The sequence below is a fragment of the Salinicola rhizosphaerae genome (assembly GCF_014652715.1).
Taxonomy (GTDB): Bacteria; Pseudomonadota; Gammaproteobacteria; order Pseudomonadales; family Halomonadaceae; genus Salinicola; species Salinicola rhizosphaerae.
Genome location: NZ_BMZI01000001.1, coordinates 353,351 through 375,816 on the forward strand (window position 1 = coordinate 353,351; position 22,466 = coordinate 375,816).

Here is a 22,466-nt window from a genome sequence, read left to right on the forward strand (position 1 = left end):
CTCCCGTTGGCTTCCGACAGGGCACGGATAGCGCGGGGAGGGCATGCGTGAAGGCTGGCATTTCCTCCGCCGGTGCTAACCGGGTCAGGTTCGAGGGTTGTGGCGAGCACTCTCAGCCTGTCATTCAGGCACCCCTATGCAGTGAGGCGGATTGTACGCCGCGGCGGCGCGTCTTGCACGGTGGGGTTGTCCTCGATGCTGGCGCGGCCCGCTTCTATGCGCCAGCCGCTGCCGGATCGCGTTGCCGACGTCATATCGTCGCTGATGAACTGGTACGCTCTGTCATCGTCGATCCATCTCGTTTCCTTGAGGAGTTTTCGTTGACTGCATTGTCAGGGCGCCGCCTACCCGCCAGCGAGCTGACTCGGCGGGTTTCGACCTACACCGGCAAGGCGCTGACGCCTATCACATTGCCGTGGCCAGATAGCGCCAATTGGCTGTGGCGCACCGACGAGCTGGCGCCTCAACTGCTCAAGCTGGCGCGCACGCGAGCGGAGACCGATGCGTTCTGGTCCTCCCTGCAGGCGCTTTTCGGCTGGGATCGCTGGGCGCACCCGGAGGCGCTGACCGCGATTCCGGGCTCCTTGCCGTCGCGATTGCCGTTGATGCCGCTACCGCTGACATTCCTGGGGCGGCTGCAAGATGCGCCGCTCTGGAGTTTGCCCTGGCGAGAGGCATCGTCGCCCGAGATGGGAGTTGCCTTGGCAGCCGCGCTTGGCAGGCAGGCCGCCATGCTGCACCGCGATGCTCTGCCGGGCTGGGGGCATCCGGTATCCGGCATCCGCCCACTCGAGGCGTGGCCGGATCTGGCGCGACGATTCGTCGAGACGCATCCCTGCGTGGAAACACACCTAGACCGGCGTGATCTCGAGACTGCGCTGTCCTGGCCGCTGCCCTCGCGTGCCGTCTGGTGCCTGCCGGACCTGAGGCCCGACCAGCTGCTGGCCGGGGCGACAGACTGGCTATGGAGCGACTGGGAAGCGCTGGTCTGGGCGCCGATCGAATTCGATCTCTGCCTGATCGAACTGCTGCTTCAAGATCGCGATCAGCGTGATGCGTTCGTGTCGAGCTACCGGCTGTCGGGCCGCTTGCCGGACCTGGGGCCTTACCGAGATGGCATGCGCACGCTTGCCGTGCTGATGGCGCTACATGGCGATGGTGCAACGACTCGCGTCATGAGCCACCCCCGTTGGCTAACAATTTAAAAATCCAGCGATTTTTCGCCTGGTCAAGGATAGCCAACGTGGCATACTGAAATGTAAAGACTCTCTGACGGTTGATTCGTGGACTCCATCAATAGCCTGTTTCTCATCGGCGGTACGTTGATCGCGCTGAGCATTCTTGCCAGCCGCGTCTCGTCACGCATCGGCGTGCCACTGCTCGTGCTCTTTCTCGGTCTCGGCATGCTGGCCGGCGAGGAGGGCGTGCTGGGTCTGCAGTTCGATGACTATTCTCAGGCATTCCTGATCGGCAATCTCGCACTGGCGATGATTCTGCTGGACGGCGGTCTGCGAACGCGATTTCGCACCTTCCGCGTCGGCTTGAAGCCAGCGCTGTCGCTGGCGACGCTCGGGGTCTTCGTGACCAGCGGCATTCTCGGTCTGCTGGCCATGTGGTTGCTCGATCTCACGCTGACCGAGGGGCTGCTCGTCGGCGCCATCGTCGGCTCGACCGATGCGGCTGCGGTCTTCTCGATGCTGCGCGGGCAGGGCATCAACCTCAACGAGCGCGTGGGCGCCACGCTGGAGATCGAGTCCGGGACCAACGACCCGATGGCGATCTTTCTGACCATTACCCTGGCCGAGCTGCTGACGGGGGATGTCGGCGGGATCAGCGAGACGTTGATGCGGTTCGTGCTGCAGTTCGGGCTCGGCCTCGCTGTCGGGCTCGGCGGCGGCTGGGTCGCCGCGAAACTGCTGCGCTGGCTGGATCTCGCCCCGGGACTCTATTCGCTGCTGGCGTTGGCTCTGGGATTTTGTATCTTCGGCGCGACCAGCGCCGCCGGAGGCAGCGGGTTTCTCGCCATCTACCTGACCGGGCTGATGATCGGCAATCAGCCCGGGCGTCACCTCAATCATATTCTGCCGGTGCATGATGGGCTGGCGTGGCTGAGCCAGATCGGCCTGTTCCTGGTGCTCGGGTTACTGGTCACGCCGTCGGAGATGATCGACTACGCCGTACCCAGTGCCATTCTTGGCGTGGCGCTGATCGTGCTGGCTCGTCCGGTTGCCGTCATGCTGTCGCTGATGCCGTTCTTCAGCTTCCGCTGGCGTGAGCTTTTCTTCATCTCCTGGGTTGGCCTGCGTGGGGCGGTACCGATCGTGCTGGCGATCTTTCCGGTGATCACCGGCGTCGAGAACGCTAATGTCTACTTCAACGTCGCCTTCTTCGTCGTGCTGATCTCGCTGATATTCCAAGGCTCGACGCTGGCTTATGTCGCCCGCTGGATGCGCGTGGCACTGCCCGAAAGCATCACCCCCGATCGACGAGGGCAGCTTGGCGTGCTGCCCGAAAACGACTACGAGATGTTCGTCTACAAGGTCGAGAACGAGTCCCTCGACGATGTACCGATCCGCCTGCTCCGTCTGCCTTCCGGCACGCTGATATCGGCGATCTTCCGCCATCACGCCATGCTGCATCCCAAAGGCAGCACCCGCCTGAGGCTGCAGGATGTCATCTGTCTGATCGGGCGCACCGGTGACTTGCCGTCACTCAATCGCCTTTTCAACGGGGAAGCCAAGCTCAAACGCGAGCGCGCCTTCTTCGGCACGTTCACCCTCGATGGGGAGGCGCTGATGCAGGAAGTGGCGGACGCCTACGGGTTGACCCTGAGCCCGGGGGAACAGGAGATGACGCTCGGGGAATTCGTGGCGCTGCGCGTCGGTGGGCACCCCGTGGTGGGTGATGACGTCGACTGGCACGGATTTCATTGGGTCGTCAGCGAGATGGAAGGCAATCGGGTGACGCGAGTCGGCCTGCGTCTTTATCACTGAAAGGCCGCCCGCCAGCGCTCGCCGGCGCCGACGGGTGAGGCGATTTTGTCATTCCACTTCCGCGTTCTGGGTCGGGCGATCGAGCCGTTTGCCGGTTTCGCGTTCGACCATGCCGTTCATGCTGTCGGCGCGATGCTGGGCGTCGCTTTCCTTGTCGAAATAGCCCAGGCTGCCACCGGTATCGCCGTCGTAAACTTCATAACAGATATGAGCGGCGTCGCCGGGGCGGTGCGTCTTTCGGATCTCGACGAATGGTTCTGCCATGGTGCAATCCTCCGGGAAAGACAGGGGTTGGGCCCGCGTTCGGGGTCGATCTCGAGGGCAGGCCGCGAATGCTTCACTCATTCACGGATAGCCTGGCAGCCATGTCAAGTCAGTATGATGACGAACTCGGCAGGCAAGATGGCAGATTCATCGGTGTCAGTCGGGATCCAGATCCCACTGCAAGCCGAACTGCAGACCGTTGATCGCTTCATTGAAAAGCCCCTGGTCGCTGGCATTGTGGCTTTCGTTGGCCTGAATTCGTGCGGCCTGAGTCTGCGGATCCGGCCAGCCCAGCCGCGACATGCAAATCTGATACTCCGGCTCTCCCGCGATTTGATGGGTCTGGCGCTCGCAGGTGCGACTGTCCCGAATAAAGTTGGTCGCCGTCAGGCGCGGCGTCGCCGAGACGCAGCCCGCGAGCAGGAGGACGACGACGAGGGGAAGAGGCAGCAGATTTCGTGAGAAGCGTGACATGGATCGAAGTACCGGAGACTGACAATAGCGTAGCATCGATCTGCCATCTGGCACGCGGAAATCAGTCGCAAACCTGCGATAAGGACAATCTTCGCTTGCCCTGTTGGCTCTTCCGTTGGATCGGGCGACACCTGAAGACGATTGGCTTGGATGACATATAGAATGGTTGCCACTCCCGCATGGCGATCCGAGCGTCAGAGGAATGATGGCAAGGCCCAACAAGTTGAACGGCGGGGAGCGAAACTCAGGCTCAAACGAAAAAGCCTCGCAGCGTTTGGGCTTATGGGGCTTTGTAGAATGAGGTGGCGGAGAAATACCCTCGGCTATTCCACTATTTAGTCTAAAGCTCTTCGCATTCCTGCCGATACGCTATAGGCGGTCACAACGATGCGAGGAAGGATATGAGTTTTTTCAATAGCGCGGGGAAGGCGGTAGGCGAAATAGCGTCCAAGGCCGCCGAAATAACACAGGAACGGCGTGATTTTTACGAACGCTGCAAGTCCATGTCTGATGAGCAGTTGCAAAAAGTCTTCTGCAATGATGGTTTCTTTGGCGAGCCTTCTTGGAAAAGAGAAATGGCTAAGCAATTTTGGCTAAAACGAGGGATGTGATGATCAACTCAATTGAAGAGCTTGATGCTATCAAGAAGTCTTGCCACTCGATGGTAACCAAGCGATCCAGTTTGTCTGCTGGGGCCGCTATCATCCCTATTCCTGGAGTCGACATTGGCTCTGATGTTGCTATCCTGATGGAAATCATCCCAAAGATTAATCGTAAGTTCGGTCTTTCCCCGGAGCAAATTGAAGAACTGGATTCAGATACTAAGCTACTTGTAATGACCGCTATTTCTAACGTCGGTAGTCAGATGGCTGGGAAGTATATAACTAAAGAGCTTATTGTTATGCTCTTGAAAAAAATGGGTGCGAAGATAGCAACTAAGAGCGTATCGAAGTACGTTCCTATCATCGGTAGCATCGTCGCAGGAGGAATTAGCTTTACTGCAATGAAGTATATGGGCAATAGCCATATTGATGACTGCTACGAGATCGTGCGCGAGGCAATGGAAAAAGAGGGGGCGGGGCCTGCTACCTCCCCAGTTTGATGTCGCTCGAGCTGATATAGCCGCCAATGTCAGCGGCTATGTTTGCTTATGAGTCAGTATTGGAGGTTGCATGTCAGGGCTTGTGTGATTGAACACCCGCTTGGTAAATAAATCAGGCCGCTTATGTTTGCCATTCTTTCACCATCGCAATAGGCGGTTGATGATGTAGTGCCTTCTACGGGATGTGGTAATTGTACAGCCGCGTGTAGCGTTTCAGCTTCTGTTCCAAGTCCTCGCCTGAGCCACACGCCGAGTTTCCTGGACTTTGCTAATGCGGCTGTTGAAGCGCTCCACCCTGCCGTTCGTTTGCGGGTTTCCCGGCTTGATTAAGCGGTGTTTGATGCAATGTGTCTGGCACTCCTTATCAAACGGATGCCGGCCGCTCGGCTTGCGCTCACCTTCACGTATGAAGCGATCGGTAAAGGACTTGCCGTTGTCAGTCAGCACCGCCAGGGTCTTGAAGGGGCCTTCTCTTTTGCCTGCTTCATGAACGCGCGAGCACCTTCCGCGGACTGACTGCTTCGGATCTCCAGACACTCCCAACGCGTGGTGCGATCGATGGCGACGTAAAGATAGCGCTTTTGCTCCTCGTCGGGCATCTGAGGCAGGTGCTTGATGTCGATATTCACATACCCCGGTTCGTAGCCTCCGAAGGGTTTGTATCTCGGATTCTCGTCATCTCCAACGTCCTGCTGAGCCAATTCCGCAAGTGTCGGCACGTCGCGCCGCTGAAGCATACGATGCAGGCCGGAACTAGATAGCCGGGAATTCAGGAATTCACGCGCCACGACGAGAAGGTCATCCAGACCGAGGCAAAGGGATTCGCGCGTTGCGATCTGCACCTCCTCCTGCGCGGGGGTGAACGTGGCCAGCTAATTGTGACGCGTGTGCGATCGGTGATGGATATCGTCACGATACCGCCTGTGCCGTATGGTCGTGCTGGCGACACCATACCGGCGGGCCAGCTCGCTATCCGTGATGCTGGAGGGCGCTGCCTGGATCTCGATACGGATCTTCGGTGTCGTGATCGCTTTTTTATGCAGCTTGATGTCCATGAATCTGCTCCCGGATGAATTGCTGAAGAAGCTCCCTCGCTGCTAGCAGAGAATAATTTCTATAAGCGATCCGATCATCCGGTACCGATACCGCCGCACGCACAGGGAAAAGCAAGCGATCCTTCAACGAGCACATCTCTCGCGCCGTTCAATGAGCGCAAAATTGCGCCCGTTAAATTGGGCTGAACATTGCATTAATCAGTAGATGGTAGGGGATAGATCAAGCGACATGCTTGTATCAATCGAGGAGCGAAAATAATAAATTTGTCCTTCTTCGACGTTCACTACCTCTTCTTTTAGGCCACCGCCGCAAATCCCCCGCGTATCCACGCCTAAAAGCGCCTGGCCAGGCTTAAGGTAAAAAGACGCCGACTCGCCGTCTTCAATTTCCGCTGCCTTTTGTCGATTGATCGTTACTAGTTGATCGCAACCAGCCCCAGTGAATCCAGAATCGCGAAGCAGCGTGATCGTGCCGTAAGGGCCGTCAGGCTGATGCTGAAAAGCGTACAGACGGTCAGTTGATACAGGCTCTGCTTCCAATGGCCCAACCGCATGGGTCGCGCAACCTGAAACCAGTGCCACCATCGCCAATGCCGCAGCTTCTCTTATCATTTGTATCTCCCTTGTACTGGAAAGGGAGCATAAAGAGTTTCAGCGCATACGAAAACCGCCCCAAAATCATTTTCGGTTGATAAGGCGGTTTGATGGGTAGCTTAGAAACTGCCTTCTAAGTTACTGATATATATGGGTAAGTGGCGGCGACACAGCCTGCCATGTTTTCGCACCATCTAGCCGCTTTATGAATCAATACCCTCTTTCTATCAATTGCTTACGCAAGATTTTTGCACCCCGTTGCACCATCCGATACTGTGCAATAGCAATTTTTATGGTGGACTGGATGGAGGGCTGAGGTGCCTAAGAGAAGCCGGAAACTATCGGCGCTAGAGGTAAAGCGTTTATCGAAGCCTGGGCGTCATGCAGTGGGAGGGGTATCCGGCTTATATCTATTCATAGGGCCGGGCGCCAAACGTTGTTGGACTCTGCGAGTCACCATTGGGGAGCGTCGCCGTGAACTGGGCTTGGTGTAGTGGTTCACTAAAACCGGACACCCATTTAGGTGGTATCGTCGCCACCAAAGCAGAGGTGATCCATGGCCAGACAACGTCGTTCATTCTCCACCGAGTTCAAGCGTGAAGCCGCCGGGCTCGTACTTGAGTAGGGCTACTCCGTGGCTCAAGCCGCTCGCGCCGTCGATGTCGGTGAAACGCCTCTGAGACGCTGGATCGATCAGCTACGCGCGGAGCGCGGTGGCGTCACACCCAAGTCAAAAGCATTGACCCCCGAGCAGCAGCGAATCCAGGAGCTCGAGCGCCGCATCAACCGGTTGGAGCGGGAGAAAGCGATACTAAAAAAGGCTACCGCTCTCTTGATGTCGGACGATCTCGATCGTACGCGCTGATAGACCAGTTGAGTGAGCAGGAGCCGGTGGACATGGTCTGTAGCGCCTTCGATATCGCGCGTTCGAGCTATTACGAGCATCGCCATCAGCGGTCACGAATCGATGTCGAGCAACTACAATTACGCGCGACAATCGCTGAACTGTTTAACCAAAGCCGGCGTTCCGCGGGCAGCCGGACGATCATGCTGCAGATGCGGGAATCGGGGCTCGATGTGGGACGCTTCAAGATCCGGCGCCTAATGCAGGAGATGGGACTGACCTGCCAGCAACCACGACCACCGGCCTATCGGCGAGCACCGGTCGAGCGGCCCGACATTCCCAACCGCTTGAATCGTCAATTTACTGTCGATGCGCCCAACCGGGTGTGGTGTGGCGATATCACCTACGTTTGGGCACAACATCGTTGGCATTATCTGGCTGTCGTTCTGGATCTTTATGCACGACGTGTCGTCGGGTGGGCATTGTCTGATCGCCCCGATGCGGCCCTGGCCATCAAGGCGCTAGATAGGGCCTTCGAGCAACGCGGCAGGCCGCAGGGGCTGCTTTTCCACTCGGATCAGGGTGGCCAGTATGCGAGCCGAGCCTTCCGGCAGCGGTTGTGGCGCTATCGGATACAGCAGAGCATGAGCCGTCGCGGTAACTGCTGGGATAACGCCCCAATGGAGCGACTGTTCCGCAGCTACAAGAGCGAATGGATGCCATCGACCGGCTATCTATCAGCACAAGAGGCATTACGAGATATCAGCTTCTATCTGGTGGAGCGCTACAACCGGCAACGGCCGCATCATTACAACGGCGGCATGTCGCCCGCACGAGCGGAAGAAATACTCAATTCACTGTCCGGAATTAGTTGACCACTACAGAAGCGCACAGAGTCAGAGAAGCTCAGGGCACTGCTGAACCAGAAGCTCGAAACCATGGTGGCGGCGAATCCCACGCGGGCCGACTTCATGGAGAAGCTTCAGAAGCTGATCGAGCGCTATAACGCCGGAAGCATCAACGTCGAAACTTTCTTCCAGCAGCTCATGGAGTTCACCGAGGATCTGCAGGAAGAAGACAAGCGAGCGATGCGTGAGGAGCTAAGCGAGGAAGAGCTGGCCTTGTTCGACATTATCACCAAGCCTGCTCCCGAGATGACCGACAAGGAGATTGCCCAGGTGAAGGCTATGTGCCGGGAGCTGCTGGAGACCCTAACAGAGGAGAAGCTGGTTCTGGACTGGCGGAAGAAGGCGAAGGCAAAGGGCGATGTACGCCGTACCTGGGAGATCGTCTTTGATCGTGGCTTGCCTGAGAGCTTTGACGAGAAGGTCTACGAGGAAAAATGCGAAGCAGCCTTCCAACATATTCTGATGAGCTACCACGGCGGCGGCCATAGTGTTTATTCAAGCGCACGGGCCTAGCCGGGTAGCGGTCCGAACCTGTGAGCTTGAACCACTCCCATCAACGTCCTGGCGACGAAGCTAGGTCACCGTTCTTGAAGTAGACGCCCCTTTTCCCATAACGGAATTTCGAAATTTTTTCGATAGGAGGGTAGTGGGCCGGTGTGGCGGCCGATCAGGAACGAAATGAGGGGGTGGGGGGTACAGAACCGCCAGCATGAATAGCGCTCTTGGTGCATTCGTAAGCGCAGATTTTTTGGTGGTCTGTTTGGTGGGCTCAATAAAAAACCAGCCATAAGCGGCTGGTTTTTAGGGAATAGTGGCGGAGAGACAGGGATTCGAACCCTGGGTAGGCTATTAACCTACGCCGGTTTTCAAGACCGGTGCATTCAACCGCTCTGCCATCTCTCCGACTTACGGCGAGGGATACTACCATCGCACGGCTGTTCGTCAAGACTTTATTTAGCTTTCAAAGAGTTAATCAGCTAAGACCGCTGATGGCGGCGCTTGTCAAGGGAACTTCCGGCGGGCATTCTGGTCTATGGGTAAGACTCAATAATGAGGGGACTGCAATGGATTATCGTACTTCGCATGATGTCGCCGGTCGGCGATCGAGTGCGGTCAGCACCAACAAGGTATTGCGCAATACCTACATGCTGCTGGCCATGACGCTGCTGTTTTCTGCCGTGACCGCTGGCGCCGCCATGGCGATGGGCATCACGCAAATCAATATCTTCATTTTCTTCATCGGCGCTTACGGGCTGATGTTCCTGGTACACAAGACGGCCAATTCCGCGGCGGGTCTCGGCGCGATCTTTGCCTTCACCGGGTTCATGGGCTTCACGCTGGGCCCGATCATCGATCTCTACCTGTCGATTCCCAATGGCGCGCAGCTAGTGATGACCGCGCTGGGGATGACGGCAGCGACGTTCCTCGGGCTCTCCGCGGTCGCGTTGATCACGCGCAAGGATTTCAGCTTCCTGGGTAACTTCATGGTCGCTGGTGCCATCGTGCTCGTGCTGGCCATGGTGGCGGCGATGCTGTTCAACATTCCGGGGCTGGCGCTGGCTGTGTCGGCGGGTTTTGTGCTGTTCTCCTCGGCGGCGATCCTGTTCCAGACCAGCGAGATCGTCCATCGGGCGGGCGAAACGAACTACATCCTCGCCACCGTGACGCTCTACGTCTCGATCTACAACCTGTTCCTCAGCCTGCTGTCGATTCTCGGCGTGATGTCCGACGACTGACAGGCGATCCAGCAAGATCGCGAATCATGTGATGACCAAACCCCACTACGGTGGGGTTTTGTCGTTTGGTACCATAGGATGCTCACAAGATATTCCAGACGGATCGTTTCGAGAGACCGATGACATCCCGTTCGCCCGACACTCACCGCCCGTTGAGCTACGCATTGCTGGTTCACGGGGCGCCTTACGGTCATCAGGCGGCGCTGTCGGCGCTGCGATTTGCGCGCGCCTTGGCGCAGCGTGGTCATCGCGTGGCGACCGTATTCTTCTATCATGACGGGGTGCATAACGCCTCGACGCTGATGTCTCCACCGCAGGACGAGCTCTCGCTGCAGGCGGGCTGGCGCGAGCTGCACGCGCAGCAGGGCTCGGCACTGCTGGTCTGCGTCGCTGCCGGGCTGCGACGGGGGCTGCTCGACGAGGCCGAAGCGGCGCGTCACGGCAAACCTGCTGCCAACGTCGAGCCGCCTTTCGAGTTGACCGGCTTGGGCCAGCTCGTGGATGCGATGTTCAGTCACGACCGACTGCTGACGTTTGCCCCATGACCACGATCCAGAATATCGACGCCGCGCGTCACGACCTTCTCGTCATCCTGCGTCATGCGCCACACGGCAGTGCCTGGCTGCGTGAAGGATTGGAGGTGGCCTTGGTCGCTGCCGCTTTCGGCAAGCGTGTGGCGCTGATGTTTCAAGCAGACGGTGTCTACGCGCTGATGGCAGGGCAGCAGGCAGGGGCGCTTGGCCAGAAGGGCACGCACCCGCAGATTGCCATGCTCGAGATGTACGATATCGAAACGCTGTGGGTCAGCGAGGAAGCGCTGTTGCAGCGGGGGCTCGAGCCGGATGACCTGATGTTGCCGGTGACGCTGCTGGATTCTCGGACGCTCGCCCATGTGACGCGCGAGAACCCGTACACGCTCGTATTCTGAGGCTCCGAGTGGCTGACTTGCTGCCGGGCCGACACCGAAGGAAAGACGCCCACGCATGATATTGCACCTGATCAATCGCGCGCCGCAGCATCCCGCTGTCTATCAGGCGTTGGCCGAGAGTTTCTCGAAGGGCGACCACGTGTTGCTGATCGAGGACGCTTGCTATGCAGCGCTACCGGGCAGGCAGGATGTGCTCGCGCCCTTTGCGGGCGCAGTGTCGGCGCTGGAGGAAGATCTTGTCTCGCGTGGCCTGCGGAAGCGGGTTGGCGACAGCCTCGAGGTGGTCGATATGGCGGGCTTCGTCTCGCTGACCGAACTTTATTCCCGTTCATTGAGCTGGTTCTGATGACGACGCAAACGCTGACGGTGGACGGCAATACCATTGCGCTGGACGCAGAGGGCTACCTGGTGTCGCTGGCCGATTGGTCACCGGCACTCGCCACTGCGCTGGCGGCGAGCGAGGGACGCGAGCTGACGCCCGATCACTGGGAGGTGATCGATCTGATGCGGGCATTCTATCAGCGCTATGAAGCGGCGCCGGCCATGCGCCCGCTGGTGAAAGCCATGCGCCAGAGTCTGGGCGAGGATAAAGCGTCATCGCTTTACCTGATGCGGCTCTTTCCCGGAAGCGACTCCCGCGAGACACCGGCCAAGATCGTCGCCAGACTGGCCGGGCTGCCCAAGCCCACCAACTGCCTGTAGCGCGCGAGACGCTTGCGATGAATTTCCTGGCACATGCCTGGCTTTCACGGCAGGGAGACGATGAGTTTCTCCACGGCAACCTGATCGCCGATGGCGTCAAGGGAAGCCGGTTCGAGGGTTGGTCGGCTGCGGCGGCGGCAGGCATTCGTCATCATCGGCAGGTTGACGCGGCGATCGACAGCCACGCGGAAGTCCTGAGGCTGCGCCACTCGGCGCCCGCCGCTGAACGGCGGTTCGTCGGCATTGCGCTGGATTTGGTGTGGGATCACTTCCTCGCCAGTCGGCAGCCGGACCCCGCGCTCGTCAAGCGCTGCTATCGCATTCTCGAAGCCCGGCGAGCGCCTGCGCGGCTGGCCACCCTGGTACCCGCGATGATCGAAGGCGATTGGCTCAACAGGTATGCCGATTTCAACTTCACCTGCCGCGCCATTGCCGGGATCGGGCAGCGACTGCGGGGCGAAAACCATCTCGAAAATCTCGTGCCGTGGCTAACGGTGGAGTATGGCCGTCTGGAAAGGGCGTTCGTCATACTCTGGCCGGATATGCAGGCGCGTTTCTCCGACACCCCTACGGCGACTTCCCACCGTCAGCGATAGAACGAGCCAGGCGTGCCGGGTGTCGTGAGGCGACGCCGATCGGTCTCTGGATCGACGCCTTCCCCGGCGTCTCCCTTGCTGACATTGTCCCAGTCAGTGCCTTGCGCCTCATTCCCTCAGGCTTGCAGCCACAGACAGGATACGGGGTCGCCTGGCTCGATAACGCTATCCGGCGGTACGACGGCCAGCGCGTTGGTGGTCGCACAAGAGGTGAGTACGGCAGAACTCTGCTCCGGATAGGCGTCGGCGAGGATTCGGCCGTCCGCGAAGGTCAGCGTCACGCGCATGTAGTGGCGTCGGGCCTGAGTTCGCGTGGCGAAGTTGGCGGTTGCCTCTAGCTGCGGCAGGGCCGCCATCGCGGCGCAGCCTTGAAGGCGCCCCAACAGCGGTCGCAGATAGAGCCAGGCGCCGACATAACTCGATACCGGATTGCCGGGCAGACCAACGACGCTCGCCTGGCCTATCGTGCCCAGGGCCAGCGGCTTGCCGGGCCGCATCGCCAATCGCCACAGAGACAGCGTGCCGAGCTGCTCCAGCGCCGGCTTGACGTGATCTTCCTCGCCGACGCTGACACCGCCGGTCGTGACGATGACGTCGGCGGCGGCGGCCGCTCCTCGCAGTCGTTCGACGGTGTTGCTGAAGTCATCCGCGACCCGGACCTGTTCGACGACGAGGCCACCGAAACGCGCAATCAGGGCGGTCAGCATGGGGCCGTTACTGTTGTAGATCTGACCGCGTTTCAACGCCGTGCCCGGTTCGATGATCTCGTCGCCGGTCAGCAGAACGGCTACCCGTGGGCGCCGCACGACTTCCACTTGCGCGATGCCCTGGCCGGCCAGCAAGCCGAGCGAGGCGGCGCCGAGCTTCGTGCCACGCTCGAGCAGCCGCGCGCCGACGCTGACGTCCAGCCCGCGCTGGCGAACGTTCTGGTGCGGTTCGGTGGGCGGAATGGCTGCCTGCTCGCCATCCACCGAGACATTCTCCTGGATCGCCACGCAGTCTGCGCCGGGGGGAATCTCGCTGCCGGTGAAAATGCGGGCGCAGGTGCCCGGCTCGAGCGGGGCGGGCGCCTGTCCAGCCGGAATACGCTGAGAGATTCGCAGTGTCTTGCCCGAGTCCGCGCTGGCGAGGGCATAGCCATCCATCGCGCTGTTGTCGGCCGGCGGGACGTCGAGGCGAGCCGAGATGTCACTCGCGAGTACGCGACCATCGGCGTCCCGGCAATCGATCCACTCGTTGTCGAGACGTTCGACGTTGCGCAGCAGCGCCTCGAGCGCCTGCTCGACGCTTGCCAGCTCAGCCATGTCGATGCGTGCCTCTTTCGGGAATGACCAGGTTGGCAAAGTTGCAGGGGCGATGGCGGCTATCGAGCTGCTCCACGAGAATTCGCTCCCATGCCGTCCGGCAGGCGCCGGTCGAACCGGGTAGACAGAACAGCACGGTGGCATTGGCCAGTCCGCCCAGGCAGCGGCTCTGGACGGTGGAGCTGCCGATCTCCTCGAACGAGAGCTGGCGAAACAGCTCGCCGAATCCCTCGATCGTCTTGTCGAGCAGCGGCGTTACTGCCTCCGGCGTGGAGTCGCGCCCCGTGAATCCCGTACCGCCGGTGGTGATGACCACTTGAACCTCAGGATCGGCGATCCAGGCCGAGACGACGGCCCGAATTTGGTAGATGTCGTCGGGCACGATGCGCTTGGCGGCGAGCCGGTGTCCGGCGGTCTCGAGTCGCTCCACCAACAGTTGCCCCGAGCGATCGCTGGCCTCGTCACGGGTGTCCGACACCGTCAGTACGGCGATCGACAGGCCGATCATCGGCTCGGCAGCTTGGGCGTCGCTCATGCGTTGTCGTCCTTGGTTTGCTTGCGTGCCTGGCGGGCCTCGAGTGCGGCGAGTTGTTCATCGGTCGCCGGCGGCTGATGGTGCTGTTTCCACTCGCTGTACGGCATGCCGTAGACGTATTCACGCGCGGCTTCGTAGTCGAGTGTCTCGCCGCGCTCGCCGGCGGCCTCGACCAGCCACTTCGACAGACAGTTTCGGCAGAAGTCGGCGAGAATCATCAGATCGATGTTCTGCACGTCCTTGTTGGCATCGAGGTGGCGCAGCAGGTGACGGAAGGCCGCGGCTTCCAGCTCGGTGCGTGTTTGATCGTTAAATTGATGCATTGGGGGACTCCCAGGTTGGTCGTCAACGTGATCGTCGGCAATACGTGGTCGTCGGCGTTACGACGGGGCGCAAGGGCTCGCGCAGCCGAGACGATGGGGCTCAGGCCAGCACCGTCGCCGGGACAAGTTCCAATACCCGCTTGAGGGAGCGTATCAGTACCCGTCGCCGGGGGTGCACACCGACAGCACCACCGCGTCGGCCTCGCTGGTCGATACCAGAGCGTGGCCCATGTCGCTATCGAAGTAGAGCGAGTCGCCGGTGCTCATCGCCAGCGGTTCGTAGAATTCAGAATAGATGAGGATATCGCCCTCGAGCACCATCAGAAACTCCTCGCCGTCGTGACGAACCCACTCCTGAAACTCGCCAAAGCTGCGCGCACGCACGATGGTCTTGAACGGGATCATGCGTTTCTGCGCCAGCTGCCACGAGAGCAGCTCGTGCTCGTAAGTGGGCGTCGGGTGCTGCCTGCCGTCGCCGCGAGCGGTCAAGTCCCGACGCCCGCGGGACTGCAGCTGGGGTTTGGTTGGCGTCAGTAGCTGCGGGAGATCGATGTCCAGTCCGGCGATCAGCTTCTGGACGGCGCTGAATGTCGGCGAGATCTGGTCGTTCTCGATTTTCGAGAGCGTCGATCGGGCCAGGCCGGTGCGCGCGCTGACGTCGCCGAGCGTCCATTGATTGGCGAGCCGGATCTCCTTGAGACGATCGCCCAATCGCAAAGGCTCGACGAACGCCTTGCGCCCGGAGGCAATGCGCAGCGCGGCTTCCTGATCGTTGCTGGCGGCCATGAAATTCTCTATGTCGAGTGAATATGTCGAGTGAAGGGCGAGTGGCGCCTGCGTGAGGGCAGGGGCGGCAAGGATATCACAGCGGGCCTTGTCGCTCCGCCGCCCGGCGAACCAAGCCGGCCGACGACATTGACAAGACAGCGGGACTAGAGATGACAGGCCTGACCGAGAAGCGCCAGCAGATGCGCCTCGACGCTGATCGGTAACGCCTTGAGGTTGTAGCCTCCCTCGAGAACGGAAACCAGCTTGCCGCCCGCGTGGCATCTGGCGACGTCCATCGCCAGCGAGGTGATCCAGTGGAAATCTTCATGATCGAGCGCGAGCTGCCCCAGCGGATCTTCTCGGTGCGCATCGAAGCCACTGGAGAGCAGGACGAGCTGGGGCCGGTAAGCCTCCAAGGCCGGTAGCCAGTCTCGCTCGACGACCTTGCGATAGCTGGCACCGTCGGTGCCGATGGGAAACGGCGAATTGATGACATTGGGCCAGTGGCCGTCCAGGTAGCGCCAGGGATAAAAGCCTTCCTGGTAGCTGCTGCAGATCAGCACACCGGGATCATCATGAAAGATATCGAGCGTGCCGTTGCCCTGATGAACATCGAAATCGAGAATGGCGATACGTTCGATTCCATAGCTTGCCCCAGCATGGGCGGCGGCCACCGCCACATGATTATAAAAACAGAATCCCATGGCCTGGTCGCGTTCGGCATGGTGGCCCGGCGGTCGCATCGCGCAGAAGACATTGTCGCTACGGTTGCGGCATACCAGATCGACCCCGCGGATGGCGGCGCCGGTCGCAAGCCGAGCCACCGCCAATGAATGCGGCCCCAGTCGCGTGTCGGAATCGAGCTCATGAAGGCCGTTTTGCGGCCGCCTGGCTTCCAGCGAGCTGAGGTAGTCTCTTGCGTGAACCCGCTCGAGAGCGAGTGTGTCCGCCGCTGCCGGTTCGGATTGGACGGTCTGTTGCAGTACACCGCTCAGCATCAATCGAGCGCGGATGGCCTCGAGCCGCATGGGGGACTCGGGATGGTTGGGCCCCATGTCGTGGAGTGCGACATCCGGGTGCGTGAGATACGTCGTGATCATGGCAGGGTCCGATCCGTCGGGCAGCGTCGAGGAATCTCTTCGGTGGCAGACGACCAGCGTAACTCAACCTTCGTGACCTGACTCGTTCGGCTCGGCAGTTGTCGACCTTGGTCGCAGGGCTCAACGCCGATAGCGGGAACGTGTAGGGTTGAGGCAACTTCAGTCGATGTCGTGAGGTCCGCCGTGGCCACGCAATTTCTGCGCCGTTTTTTCGCGCCCCGTTCGCTGGTTGTCATTGGCGCCTCGCCCAGGCCCGAGTCGATAGGAGGCGTCGTCCTGAACAATGTGTTGGAGGCCGGATTTCCCGGGCCGGTGTGGGCGGTCAACCCGCGGGGTTATGACAGCGTCCACGGCGTTGCCTGCTACCGCCGCGAGTCCGAGCTGCCGGAGGTTCCGGAACTGGCGATCGTCTGCTCGCCACTGAAAAGCGTACCCACCGTCCTGACTCGGCTCTCGGCATTCGGCGTGCGCGCAGCGCTGGTGCTTTCCGGCGGCGTCTCGACGGATGAAGGCGCTGGCGTCGAAACACTGCGGCAGCGCCTGCAGCGCGCCGCCTTGGCTTCCGGCATGCGCATCATGGGGCCGGAGTGTTTGGGAATCGCGGTTCCGTCGACCCGTCTCAACGCGACTTACGCGGGACAGCCGATTGCCGACGGCAATGTGGCCTACCTGGGGCAGTCCGGCATGCTGGGAAACGCCATGATCGATTGGGCCGCAGGCCGCGACGTGGGGTTTTCTCACCTGGTGACGCTCGGTGACAGCGTCGACGTGCAGCTCGCCGACGTCATCGACTATCTCAATCAGTCGACGCGCTGCCGCTCGCTGCTGCTGCATCTCGAGAGCATTCGCAACGCGCGGCATTTCATGACCGCGATCCGCGAAGCCTCGCGTAATCGACTCGTTCTGGCGATCAAGAGCGGACGAACGGCCGAAGCGACCCTTGATGCCTTGCCGCCCACGCCGGGCATCGCGCAGCGCGACGAGGTCGTCGATGCGGCGCTGGCGCGAGCCGGCGTCGTGCGCGTCGAGGACTCCGACGAGCTGTTCGATGCGCTCGAGACGCTGTCGCGGTTCAAACCGCCGCGGAGTGATCGCCTGGCCATCGTCTCCAACGGCGTCGGGCCCGCGCTGCTGGCGATCGACAAGCTCATCGAAGGCGGCGGCCAGCTGGCGGTCCTCAGCGACGAGACCGCAAGAGGCTTGGTGTCGGCCTCTCTGGACAGGAGCCGGCCAGGACAGAACCCAGTCGACCTCGGCGGCAGTGCAAGACCGGCGGATTTTATCGCGGCGCTGGAGCTGGTGACGCGTGACCCCGGCGTCGATGCCGTGCTCATGCTGCACGCGCCCACCCGATTGGCGCCCGCCAGGGAAACCGCCGAAGCGCTGGTGGAAGCCGTTTCGCGTTTTCGTCATCGCGTTCTGGTGAGCTGGATGGGGCTCAAGGAGGCGCTGGCGGGACGCAGCGTCTGCAACCGCGCCGGTGTTCCCAGCTATATCTCGCCGGAAAAGGCCGTTCGGGCCTTTCTTCATCTCGCCCGTTATCGTCGCGTGCAGCGACTGCTGCAGGAGACGCCGCCGTCACTGCCGCTCGCAGCTGGAACCGACGCGCGTGAGCGCTGCCATGCCTTGATCGACGAAGCGCTGGCGCGGGATCGCGACCACCTGACGCATCAGGAGACCGGCGAAGTGCTGGCGGCCTACGGTATTTCATCGGCTCCCAGTCTGTACGCTGCGGATCTGGAGGCGGTCGAGCACGCCACGGCGCGGCTCTGCGGCCCCTGGGCCGTCAAGGCGGTGCATAGTGGCAACTGCCTGCCATTTCGTGATCAGCGAGAATCCTCGCTCCCGGCCTCGTCGCTGATTCAGGATATCGAACAGCCGGGGGCAGTGGTCGATGCAGTCGTCCGCCTGGGGGAGAGAGTGGCCAGGGAGAACCCCGGCAGTTCGCTTTACAGCTACTGTCTGCAGACGATGCAGCGTGGCAAGCAATCGCTGCAGCTCTGTGCCGGCATTACCCGCGATGCGGAGTTTGGGCCCGTGATCGTTTTCGGCGTGGGTGGCTATAAGGTGGATGTCATGGCCGACCGCCAGATCGCATTACCGCCGCTCAACCTGCGTCTGGCGAAGGAGCTGGTCGAGAGAACGCACGCCGGTGACCTGATTCGCGAGCATGCCGGCGATCCCGAGTTGGCGCTGGATCAGGTGTGCCGCATGCTCGTGAAGCTCTCTCAGATGATCGCGGATCTGCCGCGGCTGCGCGGGCTCGAGATCAATCCGCTGCTGCTGAATGCCGATGGCATCACGGCGGTCGACTACGCGCTCGACCTCGGGCCGGTCACGGTGCAGGCGATCATGCCGTACCCGGAGGAGCTGGCGGAAACGGTGATGCTGGCGGGGCTATCGATCGAGATTCGGCCGATCCGCGGTGAAGATGCGCCGCTCATCACGCACTTTCATACCTTCCTCTCCGAGCAGAGCATTCGCTATCGCTACTTTCACCACAAGGCGGTTCTGTCCCCCCGCGAGCTGGCACAGCTGAGTCAGATCAATTACGACCGCCAGATGGCGTTCATCGCGGTGACGCGACGTGATGACCGAGAGGAGATGCTCGGTGTCGTGAGGGTGTGGAACGATGCCGACAACATTCGTACCGAGTTTTCGATCATCGTGCGCGATGACTTCCACGGTATCGGGCTGGGTCGGCTGTTGATGGAGAAGATCATCCGTTACAGCCGCCAGGCCGGCACGTTGGCGATGACAGGTACGATACTGGCCGACAACTTGCCGATGCGACATCTGCTCGTCGGACTCGGTTTCGTACTCAAGAGCAATATCGAGGAGGGGGTCATCGAAGCAACACTCGAGCTGAACGCGCCTCGCAGTGACTGGCAGCGTCATCGCCTGGAGGCCGCGATGGATTGAGGTGAAGAGGGGCGTTTACCGGCAAACGGGCCGCAAGAGGGAACTTGAATACTCATTCAATTATAAGATATTGTCGTTTGAAGGGTTATTGATAAAACCGTATGATGTGAAACCAAACAACACTAACGGATACCGTTCGAAACGTGGCTGGACACGCCGCGTGGAACCTTCTGCTTAGCCAATCAGGCCTACCATGACCGACACACAGCAAACCAAGATTCAAGTGCGCAACTTGAGCAAGGTGTTCGGCGACGACACCCGAAAGGCGCTCAAACTGCGTGACGAGGGTCTCAACCGAGCCCAGATTCTCGAGAAGACCGGCCAGACCCTTGGCTTGTCCAATATCAATTTCGATGTCCGGGAAGGCGAGCTTCTCGTCATCATGGGCCTCTCCGGCTCCGGCAAGTCGACCTTGATCCGCTGCCTTAACCGGCTGATCGATCCGTCCGAAGGCGACATCATCATCGAGGGCGAGAACATCCCTCAGCTCAACGAGAAGGCGCTGCTGCAGTGCCGGCGTCGCCACTTCTCGATGGTGTTCCAGAATTTTGCCCTGTTCCCCCACCGGACCGTGCAGCTCAACGCCGAATATGGCCTCGAGATTCGCGGCATCGACAAGGCAAAGAGAGCCGAAACGGCGAAGAATGCGCTCAAGCAGGTCGGGCTCGAAGGGTGGGAAGATGCCTACCCGAGCCAGCTCTCCGGCGGTATGCAGCAGCGTGTCGGCCTGGCTCGTGCGCTGGCGAACGACGCCAGCGTGCTGCTGATGGATGAAGCATTTTCGGCGCTCGACCCGCTGATCCGGCGCGACATGCAGCAGGAGCTGATCGAGCTTCAGCATCGGATGAAGAAGACCACGATCTTCATCACCCATGACCTCGACGAGGCGTTGAACATCGGTGATCGGATCATCCTGCTGCGCGATGGCGAAATCGTGCAGATCGGCACGCCCGAGGAGATCCTGACGCGCCCGGCGGATGACTATGTTGCCCGCTTCACCGAAGGCGTCGACAGGTCGCGCGTCGTCACGGCGCGCCGTGCCATGCGTCCGGTACGTTCCACCGCGCGCAGCGAAGACGGACCGCGCACGGCCTTGCGCAAGATGGTCGAGCACAGCCTGGATTCCATCTACGTGGTCGATTCCGAGCGCAAGCTGCTGGGCATCGTCGAAGCCGAGAAGGCCGATGAGGCCGCCAAGGCCGGGAAGGACTCGATCATGGAGCTGATCGACAAGGATTTCCCGAGCGTCGGGCCCGACGAGCCGCTTTCGACGCTCTACTCCATGTTCTCCGCCAAGAGCTATCCCATTGCCGTGATCGATGAAGATAGCCGCCTGCTGGGCGTGGTCGTCAAGGGCGCGGTACTCGAACAACTGGCTGAAGCGGGAGACGCATGATGGACTTCGATATTCCTAGAATTCCGCTCGGCGACTGGATCGAGGGCGGTCTCGACTTTTTGACCTCCGAGTTCTCGGGCGTGACGCGGGCCATTTCCCGTACCACCCAGGCTGGCATCAATTTGCTCAACGACGGGTTGATGTGGTTGCCTGAATGGGCCCTGATGGCGCTGGTGATTCTGCTCTGCTGGAAGCTGAGCGGTCGCCGGCTGGCGATCGGCGCGCTGCTCGGGCTGTCGCTGATCTGGAACCTGGGTCTCTGGAATCCGATGATCCAGACGCTGACGCTGGTCGTCATCGCGACGCTGGTCGCGATCATCATTGCGCTGCCGCTCGGCATTCTCGCGGCCGTGTCCGATCGCTTCTACAAGGTGATCATGCCGATCCTGGATTTCATGCAGACGATGCCGGCCTTCGTCTATCTGATTCCGGCGATTCCGTTTTTCGGTATCGGCTCCGTGTCCGGCATCTTCGCCACGGTGATCTTCTCGATGCCGCCGGCGATCCGCTTTACCACGCTGGGCATCCGCCAGGTGCCGAAAGACCTGGTCGAGGCTGCGGACGCCTTCGGTTCGACTCGCACTCAGAAACTGGTCAAGGTGCAGCTGCCGCTGTCGCTGCCGACCCTGATGGGCGGCATCAACCAGACCATCATGCTGGCGCTCTCGATGGTCGTCATCGCCGCCATGATCGGTGCCAACGGCCTGGGCAGCGAAGTGTGGCGGGCTATCCAGCGCCTGCGGCCAGGCGAAGGCTTCGAAGCCGGCATCGCGGTGGTCATCATGGCGATGTTGCTGGATCGACTGACGCAGTCGTTCAGCGGTCGGAAGAAAGGCAAGTAAGGCTTCGAGCGGCAGCTTCGGCTGCCGCATCGTTGGCAGTACACAAACCATAAGAAGGGGAAATTCGATGACACGCAACGCATTGTCTCAAGCGGTACGCTACGGGGCGCTGATGATGGCTGCCGGTGCAAGCATGGCCGCAGGCGTGGCGCAGGCGCAGGACAGCAAAGGCACGATCGATCTCGCTTATGTCGAGTGGGCTTCCGAGGTCGCATCGACCAACGTAGTGCGCGCGGTTCTCGAGCAGGAAGGCTACACCGTCAAGATGAGCTCGCTGTCGGCCGCGGTGATGTGGCAGGCGGTCGGTACCGGCGACGCCGATGCGATCGTCGCCGCCTGGCTGCCGACGACGCACGGCGATTATCTCAAGCAGGTTCAGGACAGCGTCGAAGACCTCGGCCCGAACCTCGAGGGAACCAAGCTTGGCCTGGTCGTGCCGTCCTACGTCGACATCTCTTCCATCGATGAGCTCAACAGCCACGCCGATGAGTTCAACGACCAGATCGTCGGTATCGATCCGGGCGCTGGCCTGATGGCGCAGACCGAAGACGCCATCAAGGAGTATGGCATCGACGATCTCACGCTGCAGTCGAGCAGTGGGGCGGCCATGACCTCGGCACTCGGCAACGCGATCGAGAACAAGGAGCCGATCGTCGTCACCGGCTGGACCCCGCACTGGATGTTTGCGCGCTGGGATCTCAAGTACCTCGACGACCCGAAGAAGGCCTACGGCGACGCGGAAGAGATCGATACCGTCGTGCACAAGGGTCTGAAGGATGAGATGCCGCAGGCGTACAAGATTCTAGACAACTTCCACTGGACGCCCGAGCAGATGGGCGAGGTCATGCTGATGAACCAGAAGGATGGCACCGACCCGTACGAAAACGCCAAGAAGTGGGTTGCAGAGCATCCTGACGTCGTCGCCAAGTGGACCGACGGCACCGATAGCTAAGCGGCCATGTTGCTTCGGTGATTGTTGCTTAAGTGATTGTTGCTTAGGTGACTGACGCTTAGGTGACGCGCGTCACCGAGGCTATCGCGCCAGACGCCGCCGCCCGGTCGAAAGATCGGCGGCGGGGT

Annotated in this window: 22 protein-coding genes, 1 tRNA gene, 3 pseudogenes and 1 riboswitch; of the genes and pseudogenes, 16 read left to right on the forward strand and 10 right to left on the reverse strand. The window is 60.6% G+C overall.

The genetic code is table 11. The annotated features are described in order from the left end of the window. Positions 1–44 precede the first annotated feature (44 nt). Positions 45–146, reverse strand: a riboswitch (TPP riboswitch). Between the two features lie 174 nt (positions 147–320). Then, complete coding sequence (locus tag IE125_RS01495) at positions 321–1,205, forward strand: phosphotransferase family protein (RefSeq protein WP_189442817.1); 885 nt, start codon at positions 321–323, stop codon at positions 1,203–1,205. A gap of 78 nt (positions 1,206–1,283) precedes the next feature. Next, a complete protein-coding gene (locus IE125_RS01500) occupies positions 1,284–2,993 on the forward strand; it encodes a potassium/proton antiporter (RefSeq protein ID WP_189442818.1) in 1,710 nt (569 codons plus the stop codon). A 48-nt stretch (positions 2,994–3,041) separates the two neighbouring features. Here the strand turns inward: IE125_RS01500 and IE125_RS01505 are convergent, their stop codons facing one another. Together IE125_RS01505 and IE125_RS01510 are read right to left on the reverse strand one after the other, a co-directional pair. Next, positions 3,042–3,257 carry a hypothetical protein gene (locus IE125_RS01505; RefSeq protein WP_189442819.1) on the reverse strand — a complete coding sequence of 72 codons (216 nt, stop codon included), beginning with the start codon at positions 3,255–3,257 and terminating at the stop codon, positions 3,042–3,044. A 156-nt stretch (positions 3,258–3,413) separates the two neighbouring features. Then, positions 3,414–3,731 (reverse strand): hypothetical protein, encoded by a 318-nt coding sequence (locus IE125_RS01510; protein WP_189442820.1) that lies wholly within the window; start codon positions 3,729–3,731, stop codon positions 3,414–3,416. A gap of 401 nt (positions 3,732–4,132) precedes the next feature. Between IE125_RS01510 and IE125_RS01515 the strand changes: the two genes are divergently transcribed. Together IE125_RS01515 and IE125_RS01520 are read left to right on the forward strand one after the other, a co-directional pair. Continuing rightward, positions 4,133–4,342, forward strand: a complete 210-nt coding sequence (locus IE125_RS01515; RefSeq protein ID WP_189442821.1) for a hypothetical protein — start codon at positions 4,133–4,135, stop codon at positions 4,340–4,342. After that, positions 4,342–4,833, forward strand: coding sequence for a hypothetical protein (locus IE125_RS01520; RefSeq protein ID WP_189442822.1), 492 nt, complete (start codon positions 4,342–4,344; stop codon positions 4,831–4,833). The genes IE125_RS01515 and IE125_RS01520 overlap by 1 nt, the downstream gene beginning before the upstream one ends. Before the next feature lie 36 nt (positions 4,834–4,869). On the opposite strand, the pseudogene IE125_RS01525 reads toward IE125_RS01520, so the two are convergent. Together IE125_RS01525 and IE125_RS01530 are read right to left on the reverse strand one after the other, a co-directional pair. Next, positions 4,870–5,888: pseudogene (locus IE125_RS01525) on the reverse strand (DDE-type integrase/transposase/recombinase). Positions 5,889–6,086: 198 nt separating this feature from the next. Further along, on the reverse strand, positions 6,087–6,500 hold the full coding sequence (locus IE125_RS01530) for a hypothetical protein (RefSeq protein ID WP_189442823.1): 414 nt from the start codon (positions 6,498–6,500) through the stop codon (positions 6,087–6,089). Positions 6,501–7,038: 538 nt separating this feature from the next. On the opposite strand from IE125_RS01530, the pseudogene IE125_RS01535 reads away from it, so the two are divergent. After that, positions 7,039–8,201 (forward strand): annotated as a pseudogene (locus IE125_RS01535) (IS3 family transposase). Positions 8,202–8,219: 18 nt separating this feature from the next. Continuing rightward, positions 8,220–8,747, forward strand: a pseudogene (locus IE125_RS01540) (type I restriction enzyme endonuclease domain-containing protein); the annotation flags it as partial. A 299-nt stretch (positions 8,748–9,046) separates the two neighbouring features. On the opposite strand, the gene IE125_RS01545 reads toward IE125_RS01540, so the two are convergent. Next, a tRNA-Ser gene (locus tag IE125_RS01545) sits at positions 9,047–9,137 on the reverse strand. 161 nt (positions 9,138–9,298) lie between these two features. On the opposite strand from IE125_RS01545, the gene IE125_RS01550 reads away from it, so the two are divergent. From IE125_RS01550 to IE125_RS01575, 6 genes are all read left to right on the forward strand, one after another. Then, a complete protein-coding gene (locus IE125_RS01550) occupies positions 9,299–9,970 on the forward strand; it encodes a Bax inhibitor-1/YccA family protein (RefSeq protein WP_189442824.1) in 672 nt (223 codons plus the stop codon). Between the two features lie 152 nt (positions 9,971–10,122). Then, a complete protein-coding gene (gene tusD, locus IE125_RS01555) occupies positions 10,123–10,515 on the forward strand; it encodes a sulfurtransferase complex subunit TusD (RefSeq protein ID WP_189443176.1) in 393 nt (130 codons plus the stop codon). Then, positions 10,512–10,898: a sulfurtransferase complex subunit TusC gene (tusC, locus tag IE125_RS01560; protein ID WP_189442825.1), complete on the forward strand. Its 387-nt coding sequence runs from the start codon at positions 10,512–10,514 to the stop codon at positions 10,896–10,898. The genes tusD and tusC overlap by 4 nt, the downstream gene beginning before the upstream one ends. A 55-nt stretch (positions 10,899–10,953) precedes the next feature. Further along, a complete protein-coding gene (gene tusB, locus IE125_RS01565; protein ID WP_189442826.1) occupies positions 10,954–11,244 on the forward strand; it encodes a sulfurtransferase complex subunit TusB in 291 nt (96 codons plus the stop codon). Continuing rightward, positions 11,244–11,600: a TusE/DsrC/DsvC family sulfur relay protein gene (locus tag IE125_RS01570; protein ID WP_189442827.1), complete on the forward strand. Its 357-nt coding sequence runs from the start codon at positions 11,244–11,246 to the stop codon at positions 11,598–11,600. Before tusB ends, IE125_RS01570 begins: the two co-directional genes overlap by 1 nt. A 17-nt stretch (positions 11,601–11,617) precedes the next feature. Beyond that, positions 11,618–12,196 (forward strand): acyl carrier protein phosphodiesterase, encoded by a 579-nt coding sequence (locus IE125_RS01575; protein WP_189442828.1) that lies wholly within the window; start codon positions 11,618–11,620, stop codon positions 12,194–12,196. A 116-nt stretch (positions 12,197–12,312) separates the two neighbouring features. Here the strand turns inward: IE125_RS01575 and IE125_RS01580 are convergent, their stop codons facing one another. The 5 genes from IE125_RS01580 to IE125_RS01600 form a co-directional block, all read right to left on the reverse strand. Next, complete coding sequence (locus IE125_RS01580; protein WP_189442829.1) at positions 12,313–13,500, reverse strand: molybdopterin molybdotransferase MoeA; 1,188 nt, start codon at positions 13,498–13,500, stop codon at positions 12,313–12,315. Beyond that, positions 13,493–14,035 carry a molybdenum cofactor biosynthesis protein B gene (moaB, locus tag IE125_RS01585; RefSeq protein ID WP_189442830.1) on the reverse strand — a complete coding sequence of 181 codons (543 nt, stop codon included), beginning with the start codon at positions 14,033–14,035 and terminating at the stop codon, positions 13,493–13,495. The genes IE125_RS01580 and moaB overlap by 8 nt, the downstream gene beginning before the upstream one ends. Beyond that, positions 14,032–14,358 (reverse strand): DUF1244 domain-containing protein, encoded by a 327-nt coding sequence (locus IE125_RS01590; RefSeq protein ID WP_189442831.1) that lies wholly within the window; start codon positions 14,356–14,358, stop codon positions 14,032–14,034. Before IE125_RS01590 ends, moaB begins: the two co-directional genes overlap by 4 nt. A 153-nt stretch (positions 14,359–14,511) precedes the next feature. Continuing rightward, positions 14,512–15,144, reverse strand: coding sequence for a helix-turn-helix domain-containing protein (locus IE125_RS01595; protein ID WP_189442832.1), 633 nt, complete (start codon positions 15,142–15,144; stop codon positions 14,512–14,514). A 146-nt stretch (positions 15,145–15,290) separates the two neighbouring features. Beyond that, positions 15,291–16,226, reverse strand: coding sequence for a histone deacetylase family protein (locus IE125_RS01600; RefSeq protein WP_189442833.1), 936 nt, complete (start codon positions 16,224–16,226; stop codon positions 15,291–15,293). Between the two features lie 183 nt (positions 16,227–16,409). On the opposite strand from IE125_RS01600, the gene IE125_RS01605 reads away from it, so the two are divergent. From IE125_RS01605 to IE125_RS01620, 4 genes are all read left to right on the forward strand, one after another. Continuing rightward, entirely contained in the window at positions 16,410–19,148 is a 2,739-nt protein-coding gene (locus tag IE125_RS01605; RefSeq protein WP_189442834.1) for a bifunctional acetate--CoA ligase family protein/GNAT family N-acetyltransferase, read from the forward strand. Between the two features lie 193 nt (positions 19,149–19,341). Continuing rightward, on the forward strand, positions 19,342–20,544 hold the full coding sequence (locus IE125_RS01610) for a quaternary amine ABC transporter ATP-binding protein (protein WP_189442835.1): 1,203 nt from the start codon (positions 19,342–19,344) through the stop codon (positions 20,542–20,544). Beyond that, a complete protein-coding gene (locus tag IE125_RS01615; protein ID WP_189443177.1) occupies positions 20,544–21,386 on the forward strand; it encodes an ABC transporter permease in 843 nt (280 codons plus the stop codon). Before IE125_RS01610 ends, IE125_RS01615 begins: the two co-directional genes overlap by 1 nt. 67 nt (positions 21,387–21,453) lie before the next feature. Then, a complete protein-coding gene (locus tag IE125_RS01620) occupies positions 21,454–22,338 on the forward strand; it encodes a glycine betaine ABC transporter substrate-binding protein (protein WP_189442836.1) in 885 nt (294 codons plus the stop codon). Positions 22,339–22,466 lie beyond the last annotated feature (128 nt).